The 18,484-nt window shown below is 57.3% G+C and carries 21 protein-coding genes; 9 read left to right on the top strand and 12 right to left on the bottom strand.

Annotated features, from left to right (window positions below; translation table 11 throughout):
* Positions 1–58 precede the first annotated feature (58 nt).
* From QPM17_RS10415 to hisF, 5 genes are all read left to right on the top strand, one after another.
* A complete protein-coding gene (locus tag QPM17_RS10415) occupies positions 59–520 on the top strand; it encodes an SRPBCC family protein (protein ID WP_285390643.1) in 462 nt (153 codons plus the stop codon).
* Between the two features lie 113 nt (positions 521–633).
* Positions 634–1,227, top strand: coding sequence for an imidazoleglycerol-phosphate dehydratase HisB (gene hisB, locus QPM17_RS10410; protein WP_285390642.1), 594 nt, complete (start codon positions 634–636; stop codon positions 1,225–1,227).
* A gap of 39 nt (positions 1,228–1,266) precedes the next feature.
* A complete protein-coding gene (gene hisH / locus QPM17_RS10405) occupies positions 1,267–1,908 on the top strand; it encodes an imidazole glycerol phosphate synthase subunit HisH (protein ID WP_285390639.1) in 642 nt (213 codons plus the stop codon).
* The gene (hisA, locus tag QPM17_RS10400; RefSeq protein ID WP_285390638.1) at positions 1,902–2,639 is read left to right on the top strand and encodes a 1-(5-phosphoribosyl)-5-[(5-phosphoribosylamino)methylideneamino]imidazole-4-carboxamide isomerase; all 738 of its coding nucleotides are present in this window, start codon (positions 1,902–1,904) and stop codon (positions 2,637–2,639) included. Before hisH ends, hisA begins: the two co-directional genes overlap by 7 nt.
* A gap of 8 nt (positions 2,640–2,647) precedes the next feature.
* The gene (gene hisF / locus QPM17_RS10395; RefSeq protein ID WP_285390637.1) at positions 2,648–3,421 is read left to right on the top strand and encodes an imidazole glycerol phosphate synthase subunit HisF; all 774 of its coding nucleotides are present in this window, start codon (positions 2,648–2,650) and stop codon (positions 3,419–3,421) included.
* Between the two features lie 111 nt (positions 3,422–3,532).
* On the opposite strand, the gene QPM17_RS10390 is transcribed toward hisF, so the two are convergent.
* From QPM17_RS10390 to gpmM, 4 genes are all read right to left on the bottom strand, one after another.
* Positions 3,533–4,342, bottom strand: a complete 810-nt coding sequence (locus QPM17_RS10390) for a divergent polysaccharide deacetylase family protein (RefSeq protein WP_285390636.1) — start codon at positions 4,340–4,342, stop codon at positions 3,533–3,535.
* Positions 4,339–5,727: a S41 family peptidase gene (locus QPM17_RS10385; RefSeq protein WP_285390635.1), complete on the bottom strand. Its 1,389-nt coding sequence runs from the start codon at positions 5,725–5,727 to the stop codon at positions 4,339–4,341. Before QPM17_RS10385 ends, QPM17_RS10390 begins: the two co-directional genes overlap by 4 nt.
* Positions 5,728–5,833: 106 nt before the next feature.
* The gene (locus tag QPM17_RS10380) at positions 5,834–6,970 is read right to left on the bottom strand and encodes a murein hydrolase activator EnvC family protein (RefSeq protein WP_422732751.1); all 1,137 of its coding nucleotides are present in this window, start codon (positions 6,968–6,970) and stop codon (positions 5,834–5,836) included.
* Positions 6,967–8,514, bottom strand: coding sequence for a 2,3-bisphosphoglycerate-independent phosphoglycerate mutase (gene gpmM, locus QPM17_RS10375; protein ID WP_285390634.1), 1,548 nt, complete (start codon positions 8,512–8,514; stop codon positions 6,967–6,969). Before gpmM ends, QPM17_RS10380 begins: the two co-directional genes overlap by 4 nt.
* Positions 8,515–8,660: 146 nt before the next feature.
* Between gpmM and QPM17_RS10370 the strand changes: the two genes are divergently transcribed.
* Together QPM17_RS10370 and secB are read left to right on the top strand one after the other, a co-directional pair.
* On the top strand, positions 8,661–9,077 hold the full coding sequence (locus QPM17_RS10370; protein WP_285390632.1) for a rhodanese-like domain-containing protein: 417 nt from the start codon (positions 8,661–8,663) through the stop codon (positions 9,075–9,077).
* A gap of 35 nt (positions 9,078–9,112) precedes the next feature.
* The gene (secB, locus tag QPM17_RS10365) at positions 9,113–9,613 is read left to right on the top strand and encodes a protein-export chaperone SecB (RefSeq protein WP_285390630.1); all 501 of its coding nucleotides are present in this window, start codon (positions 9,113–9,115) and stop codon (positions 9,611–9,613) included.
* A 54-nt stretch (positions 9,614–9,667) separates the two neighbouring features.
* Here the strand turns inward: secB and QPM17_RS10360 are convergent, their stop codons facing one another.
* The 6 genes from QPM17_RS10360 to traF form a co-directional block, all read right to left on the bottom strand.
* Positions 9,668–10,402, bottom strand: a complete 735-nt coding sequence (locus QPM17_RS10360) for a substrate-binding periplasmic protein (RefSeq protein WP_285390629.1) — start codon at positions 10,400–10,402, stop codon at positions 9,668–9,670.
* The gene (trmL, locus tag QPM17_RS10355; protein WP_285390628.1) at positions 10,386–10,850 is read right to left on the bottom strand and encodes a tRNA (uridine(34)/cytosine(34)/5-carboxymethylaminomethyluridine(34)-2'-O)-methyltransferase TrmL; all 465 of its coding nucleotides are present in this window, start codon (positions 10,848–10,850) and stop codon (positions 10,386–10,388) included. The genes QPM17_RS10360 and trmL overlap by 17 nt, the downstream gene beginning before the upstream one ends.
* A gap of 7 nt (positions 10,851–10,857) precedes the next feature.
* Positions 10,858–12,036: an acetyl-CoA C-acetyltransferase gene (locus QPM17_RS10350; RefSeq protein ID WP_285390627.1), complete on the bottom strand. Its 1,179-nt coding sequence runs from the start codon at positions 12,034–12,036 to the stop codon at positions 10,858–10,860.
* A gap of 91 nt (positions 12,037–12,127) precedes the next feature.
* Entirely contained in the window at positions 12,128–12,874 is a 747-nt protein-coding gene (locus QPM17_RS10345) for a pteridine reductase (protein ID WP_285390626.1), read from the bottom strand.
* An 8-nt stretch (positions 12,875–12,882) separates the two neighbouring features.
* Positions 12,883–13,992, bottom strand: coding sequence for a tRNA nucleotidyltransferase/poly(A) polymerase-related protein (locus QPM17_RS10340; protein ID WP_285390624.1), 1,110 nt, complete (start codon positions 13,990–13,992; stop codon positions 12,883–12,885).
* Between the two features lie 131 nt (positions 13,993–14,123).
* Positions 14,124–15,383 carry a conjugal transfer protein TraF gene (gene traF / locus QPM17_RS10335; RefSeq protein WP_285390623.1) on the bottom strand — a complete coding sequence of 420 codons (1,260 nt, stop codon included), beginning with the start codon at positions 15,381–15,383 and terminating at the stop codon, positions 14,124–14,126.
* Between the two features lie 253 nt (positions 15,384–15,636).
* Between traF and QPM17_RS10330 the strand changes: the two genes are divergently transcribed.
* A complete protein-coding gene (locus QPM17_RS10330; RefSeq protein WP_285390621.1) occupies positions 15,637–16,179 on the top strand; it encodes an LPP20 family lipoprotein in 543 nt (180 codons plus the stop codon).
* A gap of 14 nt (positions 16,180–16,193) precedes the next feature.
* Entirely contained in the window at positions 16,194–17,384 is a 1,191-nt protein-coding gene (locus tag QPM17_RS10325; RefSeq protein ID WP_285390620.1) for a flagellar assembly protein T N-terminal domain-containing protein, read from the top strand.
* Positions 17,385–17,402: 18 nt separating this feature from the next.
* Here QPM17_RS10325 and QPM17_RS10320 read toward each other — a convergent pair whose 3' ends face one another.
* Both QPM17_RS10320 and sufT read right to left on the bottom strand, forming a co-directional pair.
* Positions 17,403–17,864: a SufE family protein gene (locus QPM17_RS10320; RefSeq protein WP_285390618.1), complete on the bottom strand. Its 462-nt coding sequence runs from the start codon at positions 17,862–17,864 to the stop codon at positions 17,403–17,405.
* Positions 17,865–18,407, bottom strand: a complete 543-nt coding sequence (sufT, locus tag QPM17_RS10315; RefSeq protein WP_285390617.1) for a putative Fe-S cluster assembly protein SufT — start codon at positions 18,405–18,407, stop codon at positions 17,865–17,867. It abuts the gene before it with no gap.
* Between the last annotated feature and the right edge of the window lie 77 nt (positions 18,408–18,484).

Here is an 18,484-nt window from a genome sequence, read left to right as displayed (position 1 = left end):
CACGCTTTTTTTAACAGCAACGTAATGCGCGTCTTACAATCATAAAAAGGAGCAAGCAGTGGCTATTACTGTCTCTATTGAGCTGAACCGTGAACTGGATATGCCAGCCGGATATGACGAAGTTTTTGAGCTGCTGGCGGATGTTCCGAAATCGGCCAGCCACTTCCCCAAGGTGCAGAACCTGGTAGATCTGGGTGACAACACCTATCGCTGGGAAATGGAAAAGGTGGGCGTGGACAAGCACGCCATTCAGTCTGTCTATGCCTGTAAGTACCATGCAGACAAGGAAAACGGGAAAATTACCTGGGAGCCGGTGAAAGGCGAGGGTAATGGCGTGGTCAAGGGCTCATGGACTCTGAAGGCAAAGGACGACAACACCACCTCAGTGAAATTCCAGACCAGCGCTGAGTTGACTGTGCCGCTGCCAAGCCTGCTGAAACTGGCAATCAGCCCGGTGATCAAGCACGAGTTCAACAGTCTGGTGGATACCTACATGAAAAACCTGAAAAACGCGTTCTGATGCCTGTGGCTATCATCGCCATAAAGGCTGTTGCGGGACGCAGGAAGTGATAAAAGGTATAATGCTCGCAGACAATTTTCCGGCATTTGCCGATTGATGACTTTGGAGTCTCCATGGCCGAACGCAAGGCTCGGGTAGAAAGAAATACCCTGGAAACACAGATCACCGTTGAAATCGATCTCGATGGCACCGGCAAGTCCAGTTTCGACACCGGCGTGCCTTTCCTTGAGCACATGATGGATCAGATTGCCCGGCACGGGCTGATGGACCTGAACATCGTTTCCAGGGGTGACCTGCATATAGATGATCACCACACGGTGGAGGACATTGGCATCACCCTGGGGCAGGCCTTCAAAGAGGCGGTGGGCGACAAGAAAGGTATTCGCCGCTATGGCCACGCCTACGTGCCGCTGGATGAAGCGCTGTCCCGCGTGGTGATTGACCTGTCGGGCCGCCCGGGACTGATGATGCATGTGCCCTATACCCGGGGAGCCGTGGGTGGTTTTGACGTCGACCTGTTTGCCGAGTTCTTCCAGGGCTTCGTGAACCATTCCATGGTGACCCTGCACATCGATAACCTGAAGGGCAAGAACACCCACCATCAGATTGAAACGGTGTTCAAGGCCTTTGGGCGCGCCCTGCGCATGGCCATCGAGATGGACGAGCGTATGGCGGGTATTACTCCGTCCACCAAGGGGTCGCTGTAAGCGGCCCCTGAATCCACGATTCAGGAAGTCTCTCTTCACATGAAAACCGTTGCCATTATCGACTACGGCATGGGTAACCTTCATTCCGTCAGCAAAGCGGTTGAGCACGTAGCGCCAGACACTCGCGTGCTGGTCACAGACAACGCCGATCAGATTCGCGGTGCGGACCGGGTAATCCTGCCGGGCGTGGGGGCCATCCGCGACTGCATGGCGGAAATCCGCCGCCTGGGCATTGATGACCTGGTACGGGAAGTCTCCGCTGACCGCCCGTTGCTGGGCATCTGCGTCGGCATGCAGGCCCTGATGTCCCGCAGCGAAGAAAACGGCTGGGTGGATTGTATTGACCTGTTCCCGGCGGAAGTTCGTTTCTTCGGCGATAATCTCACCGAAAACGGCGAACGCCTGAAAGTGCCCCACATGGGCTGGAACGAAGTCTTCCAGACCATGGATCACCCGCTCTGGCATGACATTCCAGACGGCGACCGCTTCTATTTTGTGCACAGCTACTACGTCGAAGCGGACGGAAACCCCGATATCGCAGGCCGTACCCATTACGGTGTCGACCTTGCCGCAGCGGTAGCAAGAGACAACATCTTTGCGGTGCAGTTCCACCCTGAAAAAAGTGCACGGGCGGGTCTGCAGTTACTGAAAAACTTTACCAACTGGACTGGAAAATGCTGATTATCCCGGCCATAGATTTGAAAGACGGTAAGTGCGTAAGGCTGCGCCAGGGCCGCATGGACGACTCCACCGTTTTTGGTGATGATCCTGTTGATATGGCAACCCGCTGGGTTGACGCCGGCGCCCGCCGCCTGCACCTGGTCGATCTGAACGGCGCCTTCGCTGGTGAGCCCATCAATGGCGAAATCGTCCAGGCTATCGCCCGTAAATATCCGGACCTGCCGATCCAGATCGGTGGCGGTATCCGCTCCGCCGAAACCATTGAGGCCTACCTGAAAGCCGGCGTACAGTGGGTGATCATCGGCACCAAAGCCGTCAAGGAGCCCGAATTCGTCACCGACATGTGCAAGAAATTCCCTGGCCACATCATTGTTGGCCTGGACGCCAAAGATGGTCGTGTTGCCACTGACGGCTGGGCGGAAGTGTCTGAAGTAATGGCGACTGACCTGGCCAAACGCTTTGCCAATGACGGTGTGGACGCTATCGTTTACACGGATATCAGTCGTGATGGCATGATGCAGGGTGTTAATGTGGAAGCCACAGCGGCGCTGGCGGAAGAAGGCGGCATTCCGGTGATTGCGTCCGGCGGCGTAACCAATATGGACGACCTGAAGCGCCTGGCAACCGTGGCTGACAAAGGCATCCTCGGTGCCATCACCGGCCGTGCCATCTACGAGGGCACTCTGGATGTGGCTGAGGCCCAGGCCTTCTGCGACAGCCTGAAGGGGTAAGACGAATTATGGCTCTGGCGAAACGTATTATTCCCTGCCTCGATGTTGACAAGGGTCGCGTTGTAAAAGGCGTGAACTTTGTCGATATCCGCGATGCCGGTGACCCCGTTGAAGTGGCTCGCAAATACAATGAGCAGGGCGCTGACGAAATCACCTTCCTGGACATTACCGCCAGCCATGAAAGCCGTGACACCACTTACGAAACTGTGGAGCGCATGGCGGCCGAAGTGTTTATCCCGCTAACGGTTGGTGGTGGCGTGCGCACGGTAGATGATATCCGCAAACTGCTGAATGCCGGCGCCGACAAGGTGTCAATCAACACCGCGGCGGTGTTCAATCCCGAATTCGTTCGCGAAGCCGCCGACCGCTTTGGCAGCCAGTGCATTGTGGTGGCCATTGATGCCAAGCGTGTCAGTGCTGAAGGTGAAGAGCCGCGCTGGGAAATTTTCACCCATGGTGGCCGCAAGCCAACCGGGCTGGATGCTGTGGAATGGGCCCGCAAGATGACGGCCATGGGTGCCGGTGAGCTGCTGTTGACCAGTATGGACAGGGACGGTACCAAGGTGGGCTTTGATCTGGGGCTCACGCGTGCCATCAGCGACGCGGTGTCGGTGCCGGTCATTGCCTCAGGTGGTGTTGGTGAGCTGCAGCATCTGGCGGATGGCGTGACTGAAGGGCGTGCGGATGCGGTGCTTGCGGCGTCTATTTTTCACTTCGGCCAGCATACGATTCCGGAGGCGAAGGCGTTTATGAAGGCGCAGGGGATTGTGGTTCGGGAGTAGGGCGGGAACTTGTTTGTCGGATTACGCCTTCGGCTAATCCGACCTACGAAAGGCTCGACTCCACAGTAGGTCGGATTAGGCGAAGCCGTAATCCGACACCCCGCTTGAGTTCTACTCCTGCTTCGCCAGCGCCGGCCGGATTGCCCGCTTTTCACCCTCCGCAAACATCCGCCGGTTACCATTTCTCATGGCCCAAACACCGCTGATGGTGGCAATGGCGATGCCCTCCTCGTCCAGTTCCGGTAAACGCTTCTCCAGATAGTCCACGGTGACCCTGTGAGGGTGGCCGATACCGACGGCGCTGCCGTTCTCTTTTGCTCTCTTGATCAGAAGCCGGAACTGCCTGTCGATATACTCCTCGGTCTGTTCATGATCAAGAAATACGTCACGGGTGAGGGTAGGGATACGATAGGCAGCGGCCACTTCGCCAGCAATTGAGGAGGCGATGGTGCGGCTGTCAACAAAATAGACCGGGTAGTGTTCAAGTTCCGCCATCACCCAGTCCATGGCTTCCAGTTGCTGGGTGAGCAGGCTGCCCATGTGGTTGTTCACGCCACGGACATGAGGAATGGACTGCAGTGCGCGGCGAAGGGTAGTCGCCATACTGTTCTTGCTCATGCCCGGGCTCAGGCCGCCGGGACCAAGGCCAATGTTGCGGGTGTTGGCCATGGGGGCATGAAGCATGATCTCCTTCTGCTCCAGATGCGCCTGCTCTGCCAGTTCCGTTGTATGCCTGCGATAGGGGAGAAAAGCCAGTGTAATGGGCTGGTCGAGGGCAATCAGCCGTTTACCCTCCACCAGGTTGTGTCCCATGTCATCAATGATGATGGCGATTGTGGGCGGAACCCGCTGGCCACGTTCCCCGGCAAAGACCGGGGATACAGCAAGAGCAGCCGCAATCAGTGTTGCCAGGACTTTCAATCCGCGCTTTCCTGTTCTGGTTTGTTACGCTGGTTGAGGATGCTCAGTCCCTTGAGCAGGTTCAGTGCGGACCGCAGCTGAAAGTCTTTGCTTGCCGGCGAAGTTTGCTGGCGCTCTTCCTCGACCGTTTCCTGCCCTTCATCCTGTCCTTCGAGGTGGCCGCTGAGATCCGCCTCGGTGAAGAACGGCTGACTATCCAGCTCTGTTAGCTCGGCCGGCTTCACTTCAATGTCGGGTTTGATGCCTTTGGCCTGGATGGAGCGGCCGTCGGGAGTATAGTAGCGGGCGGTTGTCATCTTGATGGCGTGTGTTTCATCCAGCGGAATGACGGTCTGGACGCTACCCTTGCCGAAAGACTGCGTGCCCATGACAACCGCGCGCTCGTGATCCTGCAGTGCTCCCGCCAGGATTTCCGAGGCAGATGCGGAGCCACCGTTGATCAGAACCACCATGGGGGTGTTCGGCATGATGTCGCCGGGCTTGGCGTTAAAACGAAGGCGAGAGCTCTGTATCCGGCCCTCGGTATAAACAATCAGGCCCTCATCAAGCAGGGCGTCGGCCGCCTCAACGGCAGCCTGGAGGATGCCGCCCGGGTTGTTGCGCAGGTCGATAATCAGGCCGTCCAGATCGCTGCCATGCTCCTTCTCAAGGTCTTCAAGCGCCTTGGTGAACTGGGACCCGGTGTCTGCCTGGAACTGGGTAATCCGCACGTAACCATAGCCGTTCTCGATAATACGGGATTTGATGCTGGTAACTTTAATGATGTCCCGCTCCACATCAATCTCAATGGGGGCGGACTCGCCCTCACGCATGATAGTGAGGGTAAGGACGGTGCCCGGCTTGCCCCGCATGAGCTTGACCGCTTCTTCCAGCGACATGCCTTTGACCGGCTGATCGCCCAGTTTGATGATCAGGTCGCCAGCCTGTACGCCAGCCTTCTGGGCAGGTGTGTCGTCGATGGGAGATATGACCTTGACGAAGCCGTCCTCCATGCCCACTTCAATACCGAGGCCCCCGAATTCACCGGAGGTGCTCTCTTCCAACTGTTCGTAGTCTTTCGGGGCCAGGTAGGTGGAATGGGGGTCCAGGTCTGACAGCATGCCCTTGATAGCGCTCTCCAGAAGCTGACGATCGTCCACTTCTTCCACGTAGGCGTCCTTGATGCGCCCGAACACTTCGGCAAACTTGCGCAGGTCGTCAAGGGGTAGCTGCTCTTCCGGATCCGGGAGCTCGATTTCCACCTGTTCGCCGTGCTGAATGCCTTCCAGCAGGCGCCGGGTTTCTTCATCAGCTTCCTGGGCATGAATCAGGCCGGGCAGTGCGGTCAGGCAGAAGGCGAGTACGCTGATGGTTGCGGCATGGTTAAAACATCTTACCCGTCTCATTCACATATCCTGTGTTAATCCGATGACTGTTGGGTTCCCGAGTATTGCCGGACAGTATGGCGTTACCAGGCTGATTTGTCAGCCTTTAGGGTATCACGAGCGAGGCTCAGCGGTTGCCAAGCCAGCGCTGCGGGTTAACCGGTTTTCCATTATGACGGACTTCAAAGTACACGGCGGGGTTGTCAGTGCCTCCGGTGCGGCCTGCCTGGGCAATGGCTTCGCCGGCCTCAACCCAGTCGCCGGGGCTGGTGTAAAGGCTGCTGCTATGGCCATAGAGGGTCATGTAGCCGTCGCCGTGATCGAGAATCGTCATCAGGCCAAACCCCCGTAACCAGTTGGCAAACACAACACGGCCATAGTGAACCGCCCTGACGTCGCTGCCCTCATCGGTGTTGATCAGTAACCCGTTATAGCGAAGCTTGCCACTGGCATAGCTGTCACCAAAACTGCTGGCAACCTTGCCCTCGGCTGGCCAGGGCAGTTTGTTCCGGAGTGACCCGAAAGGATCTGATTCGTTTGGGATGGGGATGTTGGCGATGGCCTCTTCCACTTCTTTCAGCAGTTTTTCCAGCCGTTTGCGGTCTGCCGCCAGTTCCTGGCGTTCATCTTTGCGGTCACTGATGTCTGCCTTCAGGGCCGCCAGTGTCTGCTCCCGCTCCTGCTTGCTGGCGCTCAGTTTCTGCTGGCGTCCGGCAACATCCTGCTCAAGTTCAGCAAGGCGCAGTCGTCCGGCCTTTACCTGCCTCTGTGTTTCTTTGAGCTTGCGGAGGTTGGCGGCGAATGCCTCCAGCCGGTCAATGGTATCCCGGCTGAGGTATTCGTAATAGGTCATGGTGCGGGCAACCTTGTCCGGGTCAATCTCGTTGAGCAGCACTTTCACGGCAGGTGCGTCGCCTTCCATCCAGGCAGCACGGATCTGCATTTTCAGGCTGTCACGCTGGCTTTCCAGCGTGCGGGTCAGTTCTGCCTCATCCTCTGACAATTCCGCGAGACGCTGCTGCTGCTTTCTGGCCTGCTCACGGAGTTCGCGACGCTCCCGCGTAAGCCGGCCGATCTGCTGCTCGATACCGGAGAGCTGTTGCTCCAGCGACGAGCGGTCCTCCTCGGCATCTGCCAGCCACTCGTCAATATCGGCAATCTCTTCCCTGAGAGCTTTTATCTGGCCAGGGGTAACCTGTTGCTCCGCCAGTGCCGGTGCGGCAACGGCAAACAGTGCCAGCACCAGCCAGTGACGTACAATCAATCGATCTCCACCAGGCTGTGGCCTGTCATTTCCGCCGGTTTCTCAAGGCCCATCAGGGTCAGCAGGGTGGGTGCGACGTCGCTCAGGCTGCCGTCGTTCTTCAGGGAGACCTTGCGCGGGCCAACGTAGACCAGGGGGACGGGGCCAATGGTATGGGCCGTGTGAACCTGGCCGGAACTGGGATCGGTCATTTGCTCGCAGTTGCCGTGGTCTGCAGTGATCAGTGCTTCGCCGCCTACTTCTTCCAGTGCCTCGGTAATGCGGGCGACGCACTGGTCGATGCATTCGGCGGCCTTGATGGCTGCATCCAGTTTGCCGGTATGGCCAACCATGTCGCCGTTGGCGTAGTTGCACACCACAAGGTCGTATTTGCCGCTCTTGATGGCTTCCACCAGTTTGTCGGTCACCTCCGGCGCGCTCATTTCGGGCTTCAGGTCGTAAGTGGCTACCTTGGGGGATGGCACCAGGATGCGATCTTCCCCTTCGAATGGCGTTTCCATGCCACCGTTAAAGAAGAAGGTAACGTGGGCGTACTTTTCGGTCTCGGAAATGCGCAGCTGGGTTTTGCCCAGGTTTGAAACATACTCGCCCAGGCCATTGGTCAGCTGTTCCGGCGGATAGGCGCAGGAGGCTTTGATATCGGCGGCGTATTCGGTGAGCATGACGAAATCCGCGAGCTCAGGGTGCTTGCGGCGCTCGAAGCCTTCGAAGTCTTTCTCGACAAAGCAGCGCGTCATTTCCCGGGCGCGGTCCGCGCGGAAGTTCATGAAGATCACTGTGTCACCATCACTGATGGTGCCTTCCGGTTCACCGCTGACCTGAATGTGAGTGGCCTTGACGAACTCGTCGTTCTCGCCGCGCTCATAGGCCTGTTCCAGAGCGGTTATCGGATCCGCTGCGGTAAACTCCGCCTCTCCCAGGGTCATCACATTATAGGCTTCTTCAACCCGGTCCCAGCGGTTGTCCCGGTCCATGGCGTAGTATCGACCGACAATGGAGGCTACCCGGCCGACCCCAAGGTTCTTCAGTTTGGTGGCGGCTTTTTCCAGTGACGCTTTCGCACTGCGGGGCGGCATGTCGCGGCCATCCAGGAATGCGTGGATGTAGACTTCTTTGGCTCCGCGTTCGGCTGCCATTTCAGCAGCTGCCAGGATATGGTTCTCATGACTGTGCACGCCACCGGGCGAGAGCAGGCCCATCAGGTGAACGGCCCGGCCGCTGTTGATGGCCTTGTCCATGGCCGCACACAGAGTAGGGTTTTGCGTAAAAGTACCTTCTTCCACGTCTTTGTCGATACGTGTCAGGCTTTGGTAAACCACCCGTCCTGCGCCAAGATTCATGTGGCCGACTTCAGAATTACCCATCTGTCCCTGGGGCAAACCAACGAACATTCCAGACGTGTTGATCAGGGTTTTTGGCTGGTTTTTCCAGAGCTTATCCCAGAAAGGCGTATTGGCGTTGCTGATGGCATTGTCGTCAGCCGGGTCACGGTGACCCCAGCCGTCAAGAATAATCAGTGCAGTAGGCTTACGCGTGGCAGTCATCACTCAATCCGATGGTAGTTTGGTAAATTTACTAAAACGAACATTGATTCTAAACATTTCCGCACCCTTCGGCCACCTCGGTTATCTTCTGTCAGTGGGTAAGGGTGTGTATAATCCCGCCACAAACTATTCAGCAAGGTGTTTTCATGGAAAGGGTGTTCGAATTTGCGGTTAACCATTACATTCTGGTGTCTCTGTTTGTCGCTTTCCTGCTTGCCATACTGGTGCTGGAGTCCCGCCGTGGTGGCAAGAAAATATCGGCACAGGGTGCGGTAAACCTGATTAACCGCGATGAAGCTGTTGTTGTCGACATCCGTGACCGCAAGGATTTTAACGAGGGCCGGATTACCGGTGCAATCAATATTCCCCTTAATAGTATCAAAAGCCGTGCGTCGGAACTGAAGAAGTTCAAGGACAAGCAGATTATCGTGGCGGACAAGATGGGCCAGCATTCCGCTATGGCAGTCAAACAGCTGAATGCGGAAGGGTACACCAATGTGGTTCGTCTCGATGGCGGCATCGCCGACTGGAAAGGCAGCAACCTGCCGCTGGTCAAGAAGTAACGGTTCTATCCACTAATTGAAGAAAGGACAGTAAAATGGCTGAAAATGAACAGGCCGCAGCAGGCAACGAAAACCAGGCACAACCCCAGTTCGCCCTTCAGCGTATCTACGTGAAGGACCTGTCGTTTGAGTCTCCCAACTCTCCGACCGTCTTTCAGGACCAGTGGAAGCCGCAGGTAAACCTGGACCTGAACACCTCCCACAACAAGGTCAGTGACAACCAGTATGAAGTGGTTCTGTCCCTGACCGTGACTGCAAAGGTCGACGAGAAAGTAGCCTATATCGTCGAGATCCAGCAGGCCGGTGTGTTTTTGGTGAAAGGCATTGAAGGTCCGCAGCTTGGCCAGATGCTGGGTGCATACTGCCCCAATATCCTGTTCCCATACGCCCGTGAAGCCATCGACGGTATCGTGGGCAAGGGCAGCTTCCCCGCACTGATGCTGGCGCCGGTCAATTTTGACGCCATCTATGCCCAGGCGCTGAAGCGCAAGCAGGAAGAAGCAGCGGGCGAAAACAAGGAAGAGCAGACGCACTGACGCTGCCTTTTCTGGCAAGCAGAAAAACCCCACTGGCGCGCCAGCGGGGTTTTTTCATTCTGGTGAGCCTGATTCGATGCCGTCCCGAATTAAGCGCTGGAGTTCGCCGTCTTCCTTCATATCGATGAGTGCCTCGGAAAGGCAGGCAATGTCATTTTCCCTGGATTGGTGGACCCAGTGATAGATGGGGGATTCGAGTAGCGGTTTGCCGATGACCATGTCCGGGTTCTGATGCTTGGCGGCCAGCGCGTCCCATTCCAGTGTGAGGGCGACATCAATCCGTTTGCGCTCAAGCAGGCTGACCAGTTGAAAGGTGTCGCTGGTGGCTACCTGCGTGGCATTATCCGGTAATACGGCAGCAATCATCCGGTAGCCATTGAGAAAGCCGATTCGTTTGCCTGTCAGGTCTGAGTGGGCAGCAGCCGATTCACTGTCAAGGAACAGCGGGACCAGCCGTGCCATTTCAATGGGTGTATGTAATGGAACCAGGGGCGCTTCGTCCTTCACGGCCATGGGGATGCGTGCCAGCTCACCGTCGGACTGGCTTTTTTCCGCCATCATTACCGCGCGGGCGGCGGGCACATCCAGGTAACTGATGTTGAGCCCACAACTGGCATAAAGCTCTCTGATAATCTTCTTGCCGAGTACCACCGACACTTCTGAAGTAATCGAGGGGGTGGTTATAACCCGGGTGCCGTTGTACTCGGGCCAGGCCCTTGAGGCGAACAGCAATACAATGGCTGCAAATATCAGCTCTGCTGCCCGACGTTGTTTATTGAGCTCCTTCAAAATCCAGCTGTCTCCATGCTTCATAGACCACCAGGGCAACCGTGTTTGACAGGTTGAGGCTGCGGCTTTCCGGCCGCATCGGTACTCTCAGGCGATGCGCCTCGGGAAGCGCCTGGCGAATGTCTGCTGGCAGGCCCCGGGTTTCAGGGCCGAACATCAGATAATCACCCCTCTGGTATGACACTTCATGATGTCCACGGGAGCCCTTGGTAGTCAGTCCGAACAGTCTCGCAGGCTGTTCGCTATCCAGAAAGCTCTTGTAGTCTGCGTGAACCGTGACTGTTGCATATTCACTATAGTCCAGGCCGGCCCGCCGCATCTGTTTGTCTTCCAGAGTGAATCCCAGGGGTTCAATCAGATGCAGCCGGCATCCTGTATTGGCGCAGAGCCTGATAATGTTGCCGGTATTCGGCGGTATCTCCGGCTCGAACAACACCACGTTCAGCATTCTGTGATCAGCGCTCCACGGCAAGGGCCACGCCCATGCCACCACCGATACACAAAGTTGCCAAGCCTTTCTTCGCATCCCGGCGAGCCATCTCGTGCAACAGGCTGACCAGAATCCGGCAGCCTGACGCCCCGATCGGGTGGCCCAGTGCAATGGCGCCACCATTCACGTTGACCTTTGAGGTATCCCAGCCCATGTCCCGATTCACGGAAATGGCCTGGGCTGCAAAGGCTTCGTTGGCTTCAATAAGGTCCAGGTCGTCTACTGACCATCCTGCCAGTTTCAGGCAGCGGTGACTGGCCGGAATAGGGCCGGTGCCCATGATGGTGGGATCAACGCCTGCATTGGCATGAGCCCTGATGGTAGCCAGCGGCGTGAGGCCCAGCTCCTTTGCCTTGTCAGCACTGCAGACAATCACCGCTGCCGCACCGTCGTTCAGGGAAGATGCATTCCCGGCGGTGACGGTTCCATCCTTCTTGAATGCGGGGCGAAGTTTGCCGAGCCCCTCGGCGGTAACGCCGGCGCGGGGAGTCTCATCCCTGTTCACGACCAGTGGGTCGCCTTTTCGCTGGGGGATGGTGATGGGAACGATCTGGCCGTCGAAATAACCGGCGTCCATGGCGGCGGCGGCTTTTTGCTGGGAGGCGGCGGCGAAGGTATCCTGCTCTTCGCGGCTAATACCGTATTTCTCCACGATGTTTTCTGCGGTCACACCCATGTGATAGTCATTGAACGCATCCCACAGGCCATCGGAAATCATGGTGTCCACCATGTTCCAGTTACCCATGCGCTGGCCATTCCGGCTGTTGGGGAGCACGTGGGGCGCCTGGCTCATGCTTTCCTGGCCGCCGGCGATCATCAGTTCGGCGTCACCACAACGGATGGCCTGCACCGCCATGTGCACGGCCTTCAGGCCGGAGCCACATACCTTGTTAATGGTCATGGAGGGTACCGACGCCGGAATGCCCCCATTGATGGAAGCCTGGCGCGCGGGGTTCTGGCCACAACCGGCAGTCAGTACCTGGCCCAGGACGACCTCGTTAACCTGCTCGGCAGCAACACCGGACTCTTCCAGCAGGGCCTTGATAACGGCGCTGCCGAGCTGGTCGGCACGAAGGCTGGAAAGCCCACCTCCGAAGCTGCCGACGGCGGTACGTTTGGCGGCTACGATAACAACATCACGCATGGAGTCTCTCCGGTTTTCAGGCAGGATTTTAAAAGCTACCTGCATTGTATCGGAAAGCCGGAGTGGGCCAAAGCGGGTAGATGCAGTCCTGTTACATATTCAGGCTGCGCCCGCCATCCACTGACAGTATCTGACCGGTCACAAAAGGCGCATCACAGAGGAGGAATGCAATGGCGCCAGCAATGTCTTCCGGGATGCCAGTGCGTGCCAGGGGTGTTCTGGTCAGTATGCTGTGCTGGTAACTCTCATCAACGGCTGCATCACCCTCCGGCCAGAGGATGGCGCCCGGTGAAACACCATTCACACGGACTTCCGGTGCCAGGTCCTTTGCCCAGGAAAGTGTTAGCGACGCCAGGCCGGATTTGCTGGCGCAGTATAACGGATGATCGGCCAGTGGACGCTGACTGTAGATATCAACCAGGTTGATGATCGCTCCGTGGGTCTGTTTCAGCGCTGGCAGGCACGCCTGGCCGAGAAAGAAGGGCGCGCGCAGGTTGGTGTTCATGATGATGTCCCAGTCATCGGCGCCTGCCCCGACTGTGGGATTGGGGTAGAACACGGAGGCGTTATTGACCAGCCCGTCCAGACGGCCCCATGCGGCAATGGCCTTTGCGCCCAGCGACTCTGCTTCACCGGGAATGGCCAGGTCGGCCTGGAGAGATACGGCCGAACCATGTCTGATGCTATTCAGTTCCTCGCACAGGGCGTTGGCCTGGGCTTTTCGTGAGCGGTAATGAATGATCAGGTTCCAGCCGCGGTGATGCAGGTGTCTGGCGGTGTGTGCGCCCAACCGGTGTGCTGCTCCGGTGATAAGCACTACAGGTGTTGTTGATTCCATGGCGTGTCTCACTGTGTCCGCTTAAGTGCAGAGATACGCTGCAACCGCTCATTGCGGATTGCTTCCCCCAGTTCTTTACCCTTGAACCCCTGTGCGAGCAATTCCTTCGCTTCAACACTGAGTGCGGCGTGTTGTGCCGAAATCAGCCAGTCGAGTTTTGTTATCTCGGTATCTGGCAGGGCACACTTGAGGGCCTGCAGTAGCCGGTTAAATCGTTCTGCGCGCCGCGAGATATCGGCCTCCTCCAGCAGTTGTAGCAGCACCTCTGCCCGATAGTCTGTCATTGCGACAATCTGCGGTGCGAGGCTGGTAGTGAGGCGGGCCAGGTTCAGGCAGTCGTTCGGAGCCTTCAGTTGTGCGGCGCGGTTACGGGCTTCTTCTGGCGTCAGTGGCGACATCAGCGCTGCAAAGCGGGTGTCGGTATCGCCGCCGCTTTTGTGCACGCAGCGAAGTGCCTGAATGGCCGCTGGAAAGGCCTCCTCCTGGTCCAGTTCCGGAATAAGACGTGCCAGGGCGCCACAATCACGCAGTATTTCGAAAAAAGTGCCCGGTTCATTTTCGTGCAGTGCCCGCTGGATTTCCTGCCAGACCCGTTCCGGCACCAGGTGTCCGACTTCGCCGTCCTTGACCATCTGCTGCATCAGGGCCATGGTCGGTTCCGCCACGGCGAAACCAAGGGGCTGAAGGCGTGCCGCAAAACGCGCGGTGCGGAGAATCCGCAAGGGGTCTTCGGCAAAGGCGTCAGAGACATGGCGCAGGCTGCGGGTGCGGATGTCTTCACGGCCTCCGAAAGGGTCAACAAGTTCGCCGTCCGTGGATTTTGCCATGGCATTGATGGTGAGGTCCCGACGCTTGAGATCGTCCTCCAGGGTGACGTCAGGTGCGCTGTAGACAGTAAAGCCGTGATAGCCTCGCCCCTGTTTCCTTTCCGTCCGCGCCAATGCGTATTCTTCGCGGGTATCCGGGTGCAGGAACACCGGAAAGTCAGCCCCCACCTGTTTGAAGCCCCGTTGAAGCATCTCGTCCGGCGTTGCGCCGGTGACCACCCAGTCCCGGTCTTTCACCGGCAGGCCAAGAAGTTCGTCACGTACTGCGCCGCCAACCAGGTAGGTTTTCATGAATCGGGTGTTGCTCCTTGAAGAATTTACTCAGGGGATTATCAGGGTAAGGCCCGTTACTGGCAAACCGGCCGCCCACAAAAAAGCCCGGCACAGGGCCGGGCATTAGCAGGGTTTTTAAAAGGGTTGGGTCAGAACGCAGCCCCAAGCTCAATGGCAGCGCCGATATCCGCATCGCTGACCAGTGCGCCGATGTCCAGGCGGGCGCCAAACGGCGACAGGCCAATACCGGCGGTAAACTGGGTATCTTCCTCAATGCCATCGTTGTCGTCGTTGCTGGCGAGATTCTGGCGTACGCCAACGCGGAGCTGGGCATAACGGAAGGCGTCGAATTCGGCACCGAGGGCAAGCCACTGGGTGTCATCCTCGTAGCCGAAAGCTTCCTTCTTGGTCAGGTCCACTTCTGCGGTTACAACGTGGAAGTCGCCTTTATGGGCGATGCCGGCAGTGACCATGGGGTTCAGCTCAAGAGTTCGCTTCTCTTCAGTGGGGCGGTTTGCTGCTGAATCCAGCTCCATGGGAATGAGGTTCTTGACTACAACGCCGGTGTTCCACTGGTTCCGGGAACCGAAAGCATAGGCGGCGCCGACATCCAGGTTAAGCCCGCTTTTGTCGGTTTCATTCTCGTCACTGTCGAAGTCGTCGTCCTCGAAGCCTGATACTGTCTCAGTGTATTGGAAGGTGCGCAGTTGAACGTATTTGGGCGAAACCCCGATCTGCAGCTGCGAGTCGTTCTGGAGGTCAATGGAAGTGGCCAGAGAAATACCAACTTCGGTAACGGCAGAGGCCAGGACGCTGCCGCGGGATTGCAGGTCACGATCCAGGTTTGCAGTCAACAGCTCGGCTGTGCTCGCAGTTTCCAGGTCGGCCAGGAATTGGTCGTCATCCTGGTCGAATTCACCCCTTACTGTGGCGCGCAGGCTGCCATTAGTGAAAAAGCCGACGGATAGGGAATCCAGGGGTACGGCCAGCGCAATGCCCAGGCCAGCATCAATCCGGACGGTGTCACGATCAAAGTCATTCAACTGCTGCCGCAGTTCGCCGGCCGTCTGCCGGGCTTCTTCCTCGCTGGAGTTCTTGTCCAGTTCGTTGAAGCGGTCAATGGTGTCCTGAATGTCATCGATCTGGTCAATGGTTTCTTCTTCGTCAGCAAAGCGGGCGTTGACGGAGGGAAGGATCAGGCCAAAGTCATCCGACCACTCGTGTTGCTCGGCTGCCATCATGGCCGGGTTGGAAGCACCGGCTGCTGCCGGATGTGCGATGGCAACACCGGTTCCGCCCATCGCAAAGGAGCGCGACGACATAAACGTTTGCGGGCTGGCCATGGCGGCAGTGGTGGCGATGGATAGGCCGATGGCCAGGGAGAGTTTTGTCAGACGGTTTTCGGTCATGATGGATCCTGATTGTGCATCTGTATTATCGGTTTTAAGTTTGCGCAGGATTCAGACTAATCCAGTTCGGCCGGTGACACACCGGTGATGCGGTAACGGTTTGTTTTCCTAGTGTAAATGGCGGTGGTTTTTTGCCGCTCTGGCGGGATGTAAACAGTGCTGTCCGGTGTGCAGCGATAGATTTCAGCCAGTTACAAAGGTTGGCCTGAATTTTTCATGGAAATGGCGAACGGATACTTTTCGGAGAATCAACATGACCCTGCGGTGGATACTGATACCTGCGCTTGTGGTGACTATAGTCGGCTGTGCCCCGGTCGGTCAGCAGCGGGATTCGGGCGCCTCACAACAACAGACCAACCTCGACCCGATCACGGTTCGAGTCAGCGGTTTTGGTACCTATGAGGAAGTCTCGAAAGATCGCCTGAACACCCGTAAACGCCTGCTTGCCCGCCGGGCCTCGCAGCTGGATGCCTACCGCAACCTGGCGGAGCGGGTTTATGGCACGGTGATTTACGGTAGTTCAACGGTAAACGACTTCGTATTGCAGAACGATATGTTCCGCACCTATGTCGATAGCTATATCCGCGGCGCCAAAATGGTGGCCGTGAATGAGCACAGTGATGGCGTCGTGGAAACCGTGATGGAGTTGAAACTGGAGCCCAGATTCCGTGCCTGTGTTTCCCGGGTTTCTGACACGGAAGTTCAGGACCTGTGTCCGATTCCCATGCCGAGGGGCAATGACAGCGCTGGCGATGTCCAGAGCCGCGGCGTGGACTCCCTTTACTACCTGGATTGAGAGACTCATTCTCCATGAAGCTGGCAATTTTCTTTTTTACTGCGCTGATTCTTGCGTCCAATGCCCAGGCCGTGGTGCTGGAGGGTGTGGGGCATGCCACTATCCATGGTGATGATGTGGATGGCGCCAGGCAGGAGGCCAGAAAAGCAGCATTGAGGGATGTGTCCCTGCAATACGAGGCCAGAATCAGCAGTCGCGATACCGTCGAAAACGGTGTGGTGACAGAGTCCCGCCTGCAGGTGGCGTCCTCATCCCGGGCCAGATCCGTGAAAGTGGTGGACGAGTATCGCCGGGGCAATCTTTTACGGGTAACCGTGCGGGCCGATATGTCCGAAAGCGGAAGTTGCAGTGCAGGAGAGGCAAGTGGCCTGAGAAAACGCGTTGCGGTAACCGGCTTCCCAATGGTGTATCCGGACCAGGCGCGAATTGGCCGTATCGATGATGCCGGCGAGATCTTGCCGCAATTATTGCAGGCGGAGCTTCGGAGCACCGGCAATCTTCAGGTATTTGGTGCCACCACCCAGCGCCTGTTCAGCGATCTTCTGAACGCGCCAACCCAGCAGAAGTTCAATAACCGTCTTACCAACGTAATCCAGGTGGCGCGGGAACTGGGTGTGCAGTTTGTTGTTGCCGGCGTGATCCGTGATGTGGGTGTGTCTGATCCGGATGCCTGGGGCAGTTCCATAATCGACCGTATGCAGCGGGGGATTGGTGCCGTGAACCAGAATCGGAGGTTTGTGGCGGATCTGATGATTTACGACGGATTCAGTGGTTCGCCCATCTACCAGGAGCGTTTCGCGACCGAGGCGCGCTGGGACGCCGGCCCCGGCTCTGCTGACGGGTTTGGTTCCGCCGGCTTCCAGGAAACCGGTTATGGCAGGGCGGTTGGCGGCCTGATGAGGGATATGACAACCGCAATCAACAATGCCTTGGCATGTCAGCCTTTTATCACCCGGGTAACCCGGGTGGATGGCAGCAAAGTGACTCTGGATTCCGGCGCAACCGCAGGGCTGAGGCCGGGAGATGAGCTGAAACTCTACCGCAGTGCCAGTTTCTTCGATTCGCCGGGTGCAACCCCAGAGTTGCAGGACAGCCGCACAACCATGACGCTGAACAATGTCCACCCGGACTTCAGTAACGGTAATATTCCGGTCTCAGGCGGGCAGATCAATATCCAGCGGGATGATGTGGCAATCGTCTGGTAAATGTTGTTGCGAGAGCCCTCAGGCTGCGGCGGTTTCCGCAGCGATATCCCGGATCTTGCTCACCATGGCGCGAAGACCGTTGCCCCGGGTCGGGGAGATATGGCGGAACAGGTCGAGCTCTTCGAACAGCTCGTCAATATCCGTGGCCAGAAGATCCCTGGGTGTCTTGCCGTTCAGCGCCACCAGGATGATGGCAGCAAGGCCGCGCACGATAATGGCATCGGAATCAATCAGCAGGTAAAGCTTGCCGCTTTCTTCATCATAATGATGTATCAGCCACACCTGGCTCTGACACCCGTGCACGTAGTTCTCTTCCGTGCGCTCGTCATCCGGAAATGGCGGTAGCTGCTTGCCCAGGTCGATAATGAATGCGTAGCGTTCTTCCCAGTCGTCCAGGAATTCGAAGCCATCCACTACATCTTCCAGGGTGGTGTCTTTTCCCAGAGGGTTATTCAGAAAATCCTGTTCAGAGGCAGTCATTCACAGCATCCCCAGTTCAAGCTTGGCTTCGTCGGTAAGCATGTCGTTGTTCCAGGGTGGGTCGAAGGTAAGTTCAACCGTCACCTTGTCGACGTTGGGTACATGCTCGAGCTTGGTCTTGACGTCCTCGGTGATCACCGGGCCCATGCCACAGCCGGCGGCAGTGAGGGTCATCAGAACGTAAACGTGGTTACCGTTTTCAGGGTCGTTCTCTATCTTACAGTCGTAGATGAGGCCAAGATCCACCACGTTGACCGGAATTTCCGGGTCGTAGCAGTTTTTCATGGCTTCCCAGACCTGGTTTTCGTTCACGGTGCCGTCTTTGGGGGTTTCGAAGCTGCTTTCCAGCGGCTTCTTGCCCAGGGCGTCGGCGTTGTGGCCTTCAATGCGAGCAAGATTACCATTCACGGCAACGGTAAAGCTGCCCCCCAGTGACTGTGTGATGGTCACAAAGGTATCCGACGGAATCATGATTTCCGTGCCGGTGGGCACCAGTCGTGCCTCTACTTCGCGTTTGGTCAGGACCACTTCCCGTTCTTGCATGCCGTCTGGGGCCTCGTTTTCTCTCTAGCTGGTTTGTCGGATTGCGCTGCGCTTAATCCGACCTACATTGGTTGTCT

The sequence above is a fragment of the Marinobacter azerbaijanicus genome, assembly GCF_030250645.1.
Lineage (GTDB): Bacteria > Pseudomonadota > Gammaproteobacteria > Pseudomonadales > Oleiphilaceae > Marinobacter > Marinobacter azerbaijanicus.
Note: the sequence above shows the minus strand (reverse complement) of the source record. Positions and strands in the feature narration are given on the sequence as shown.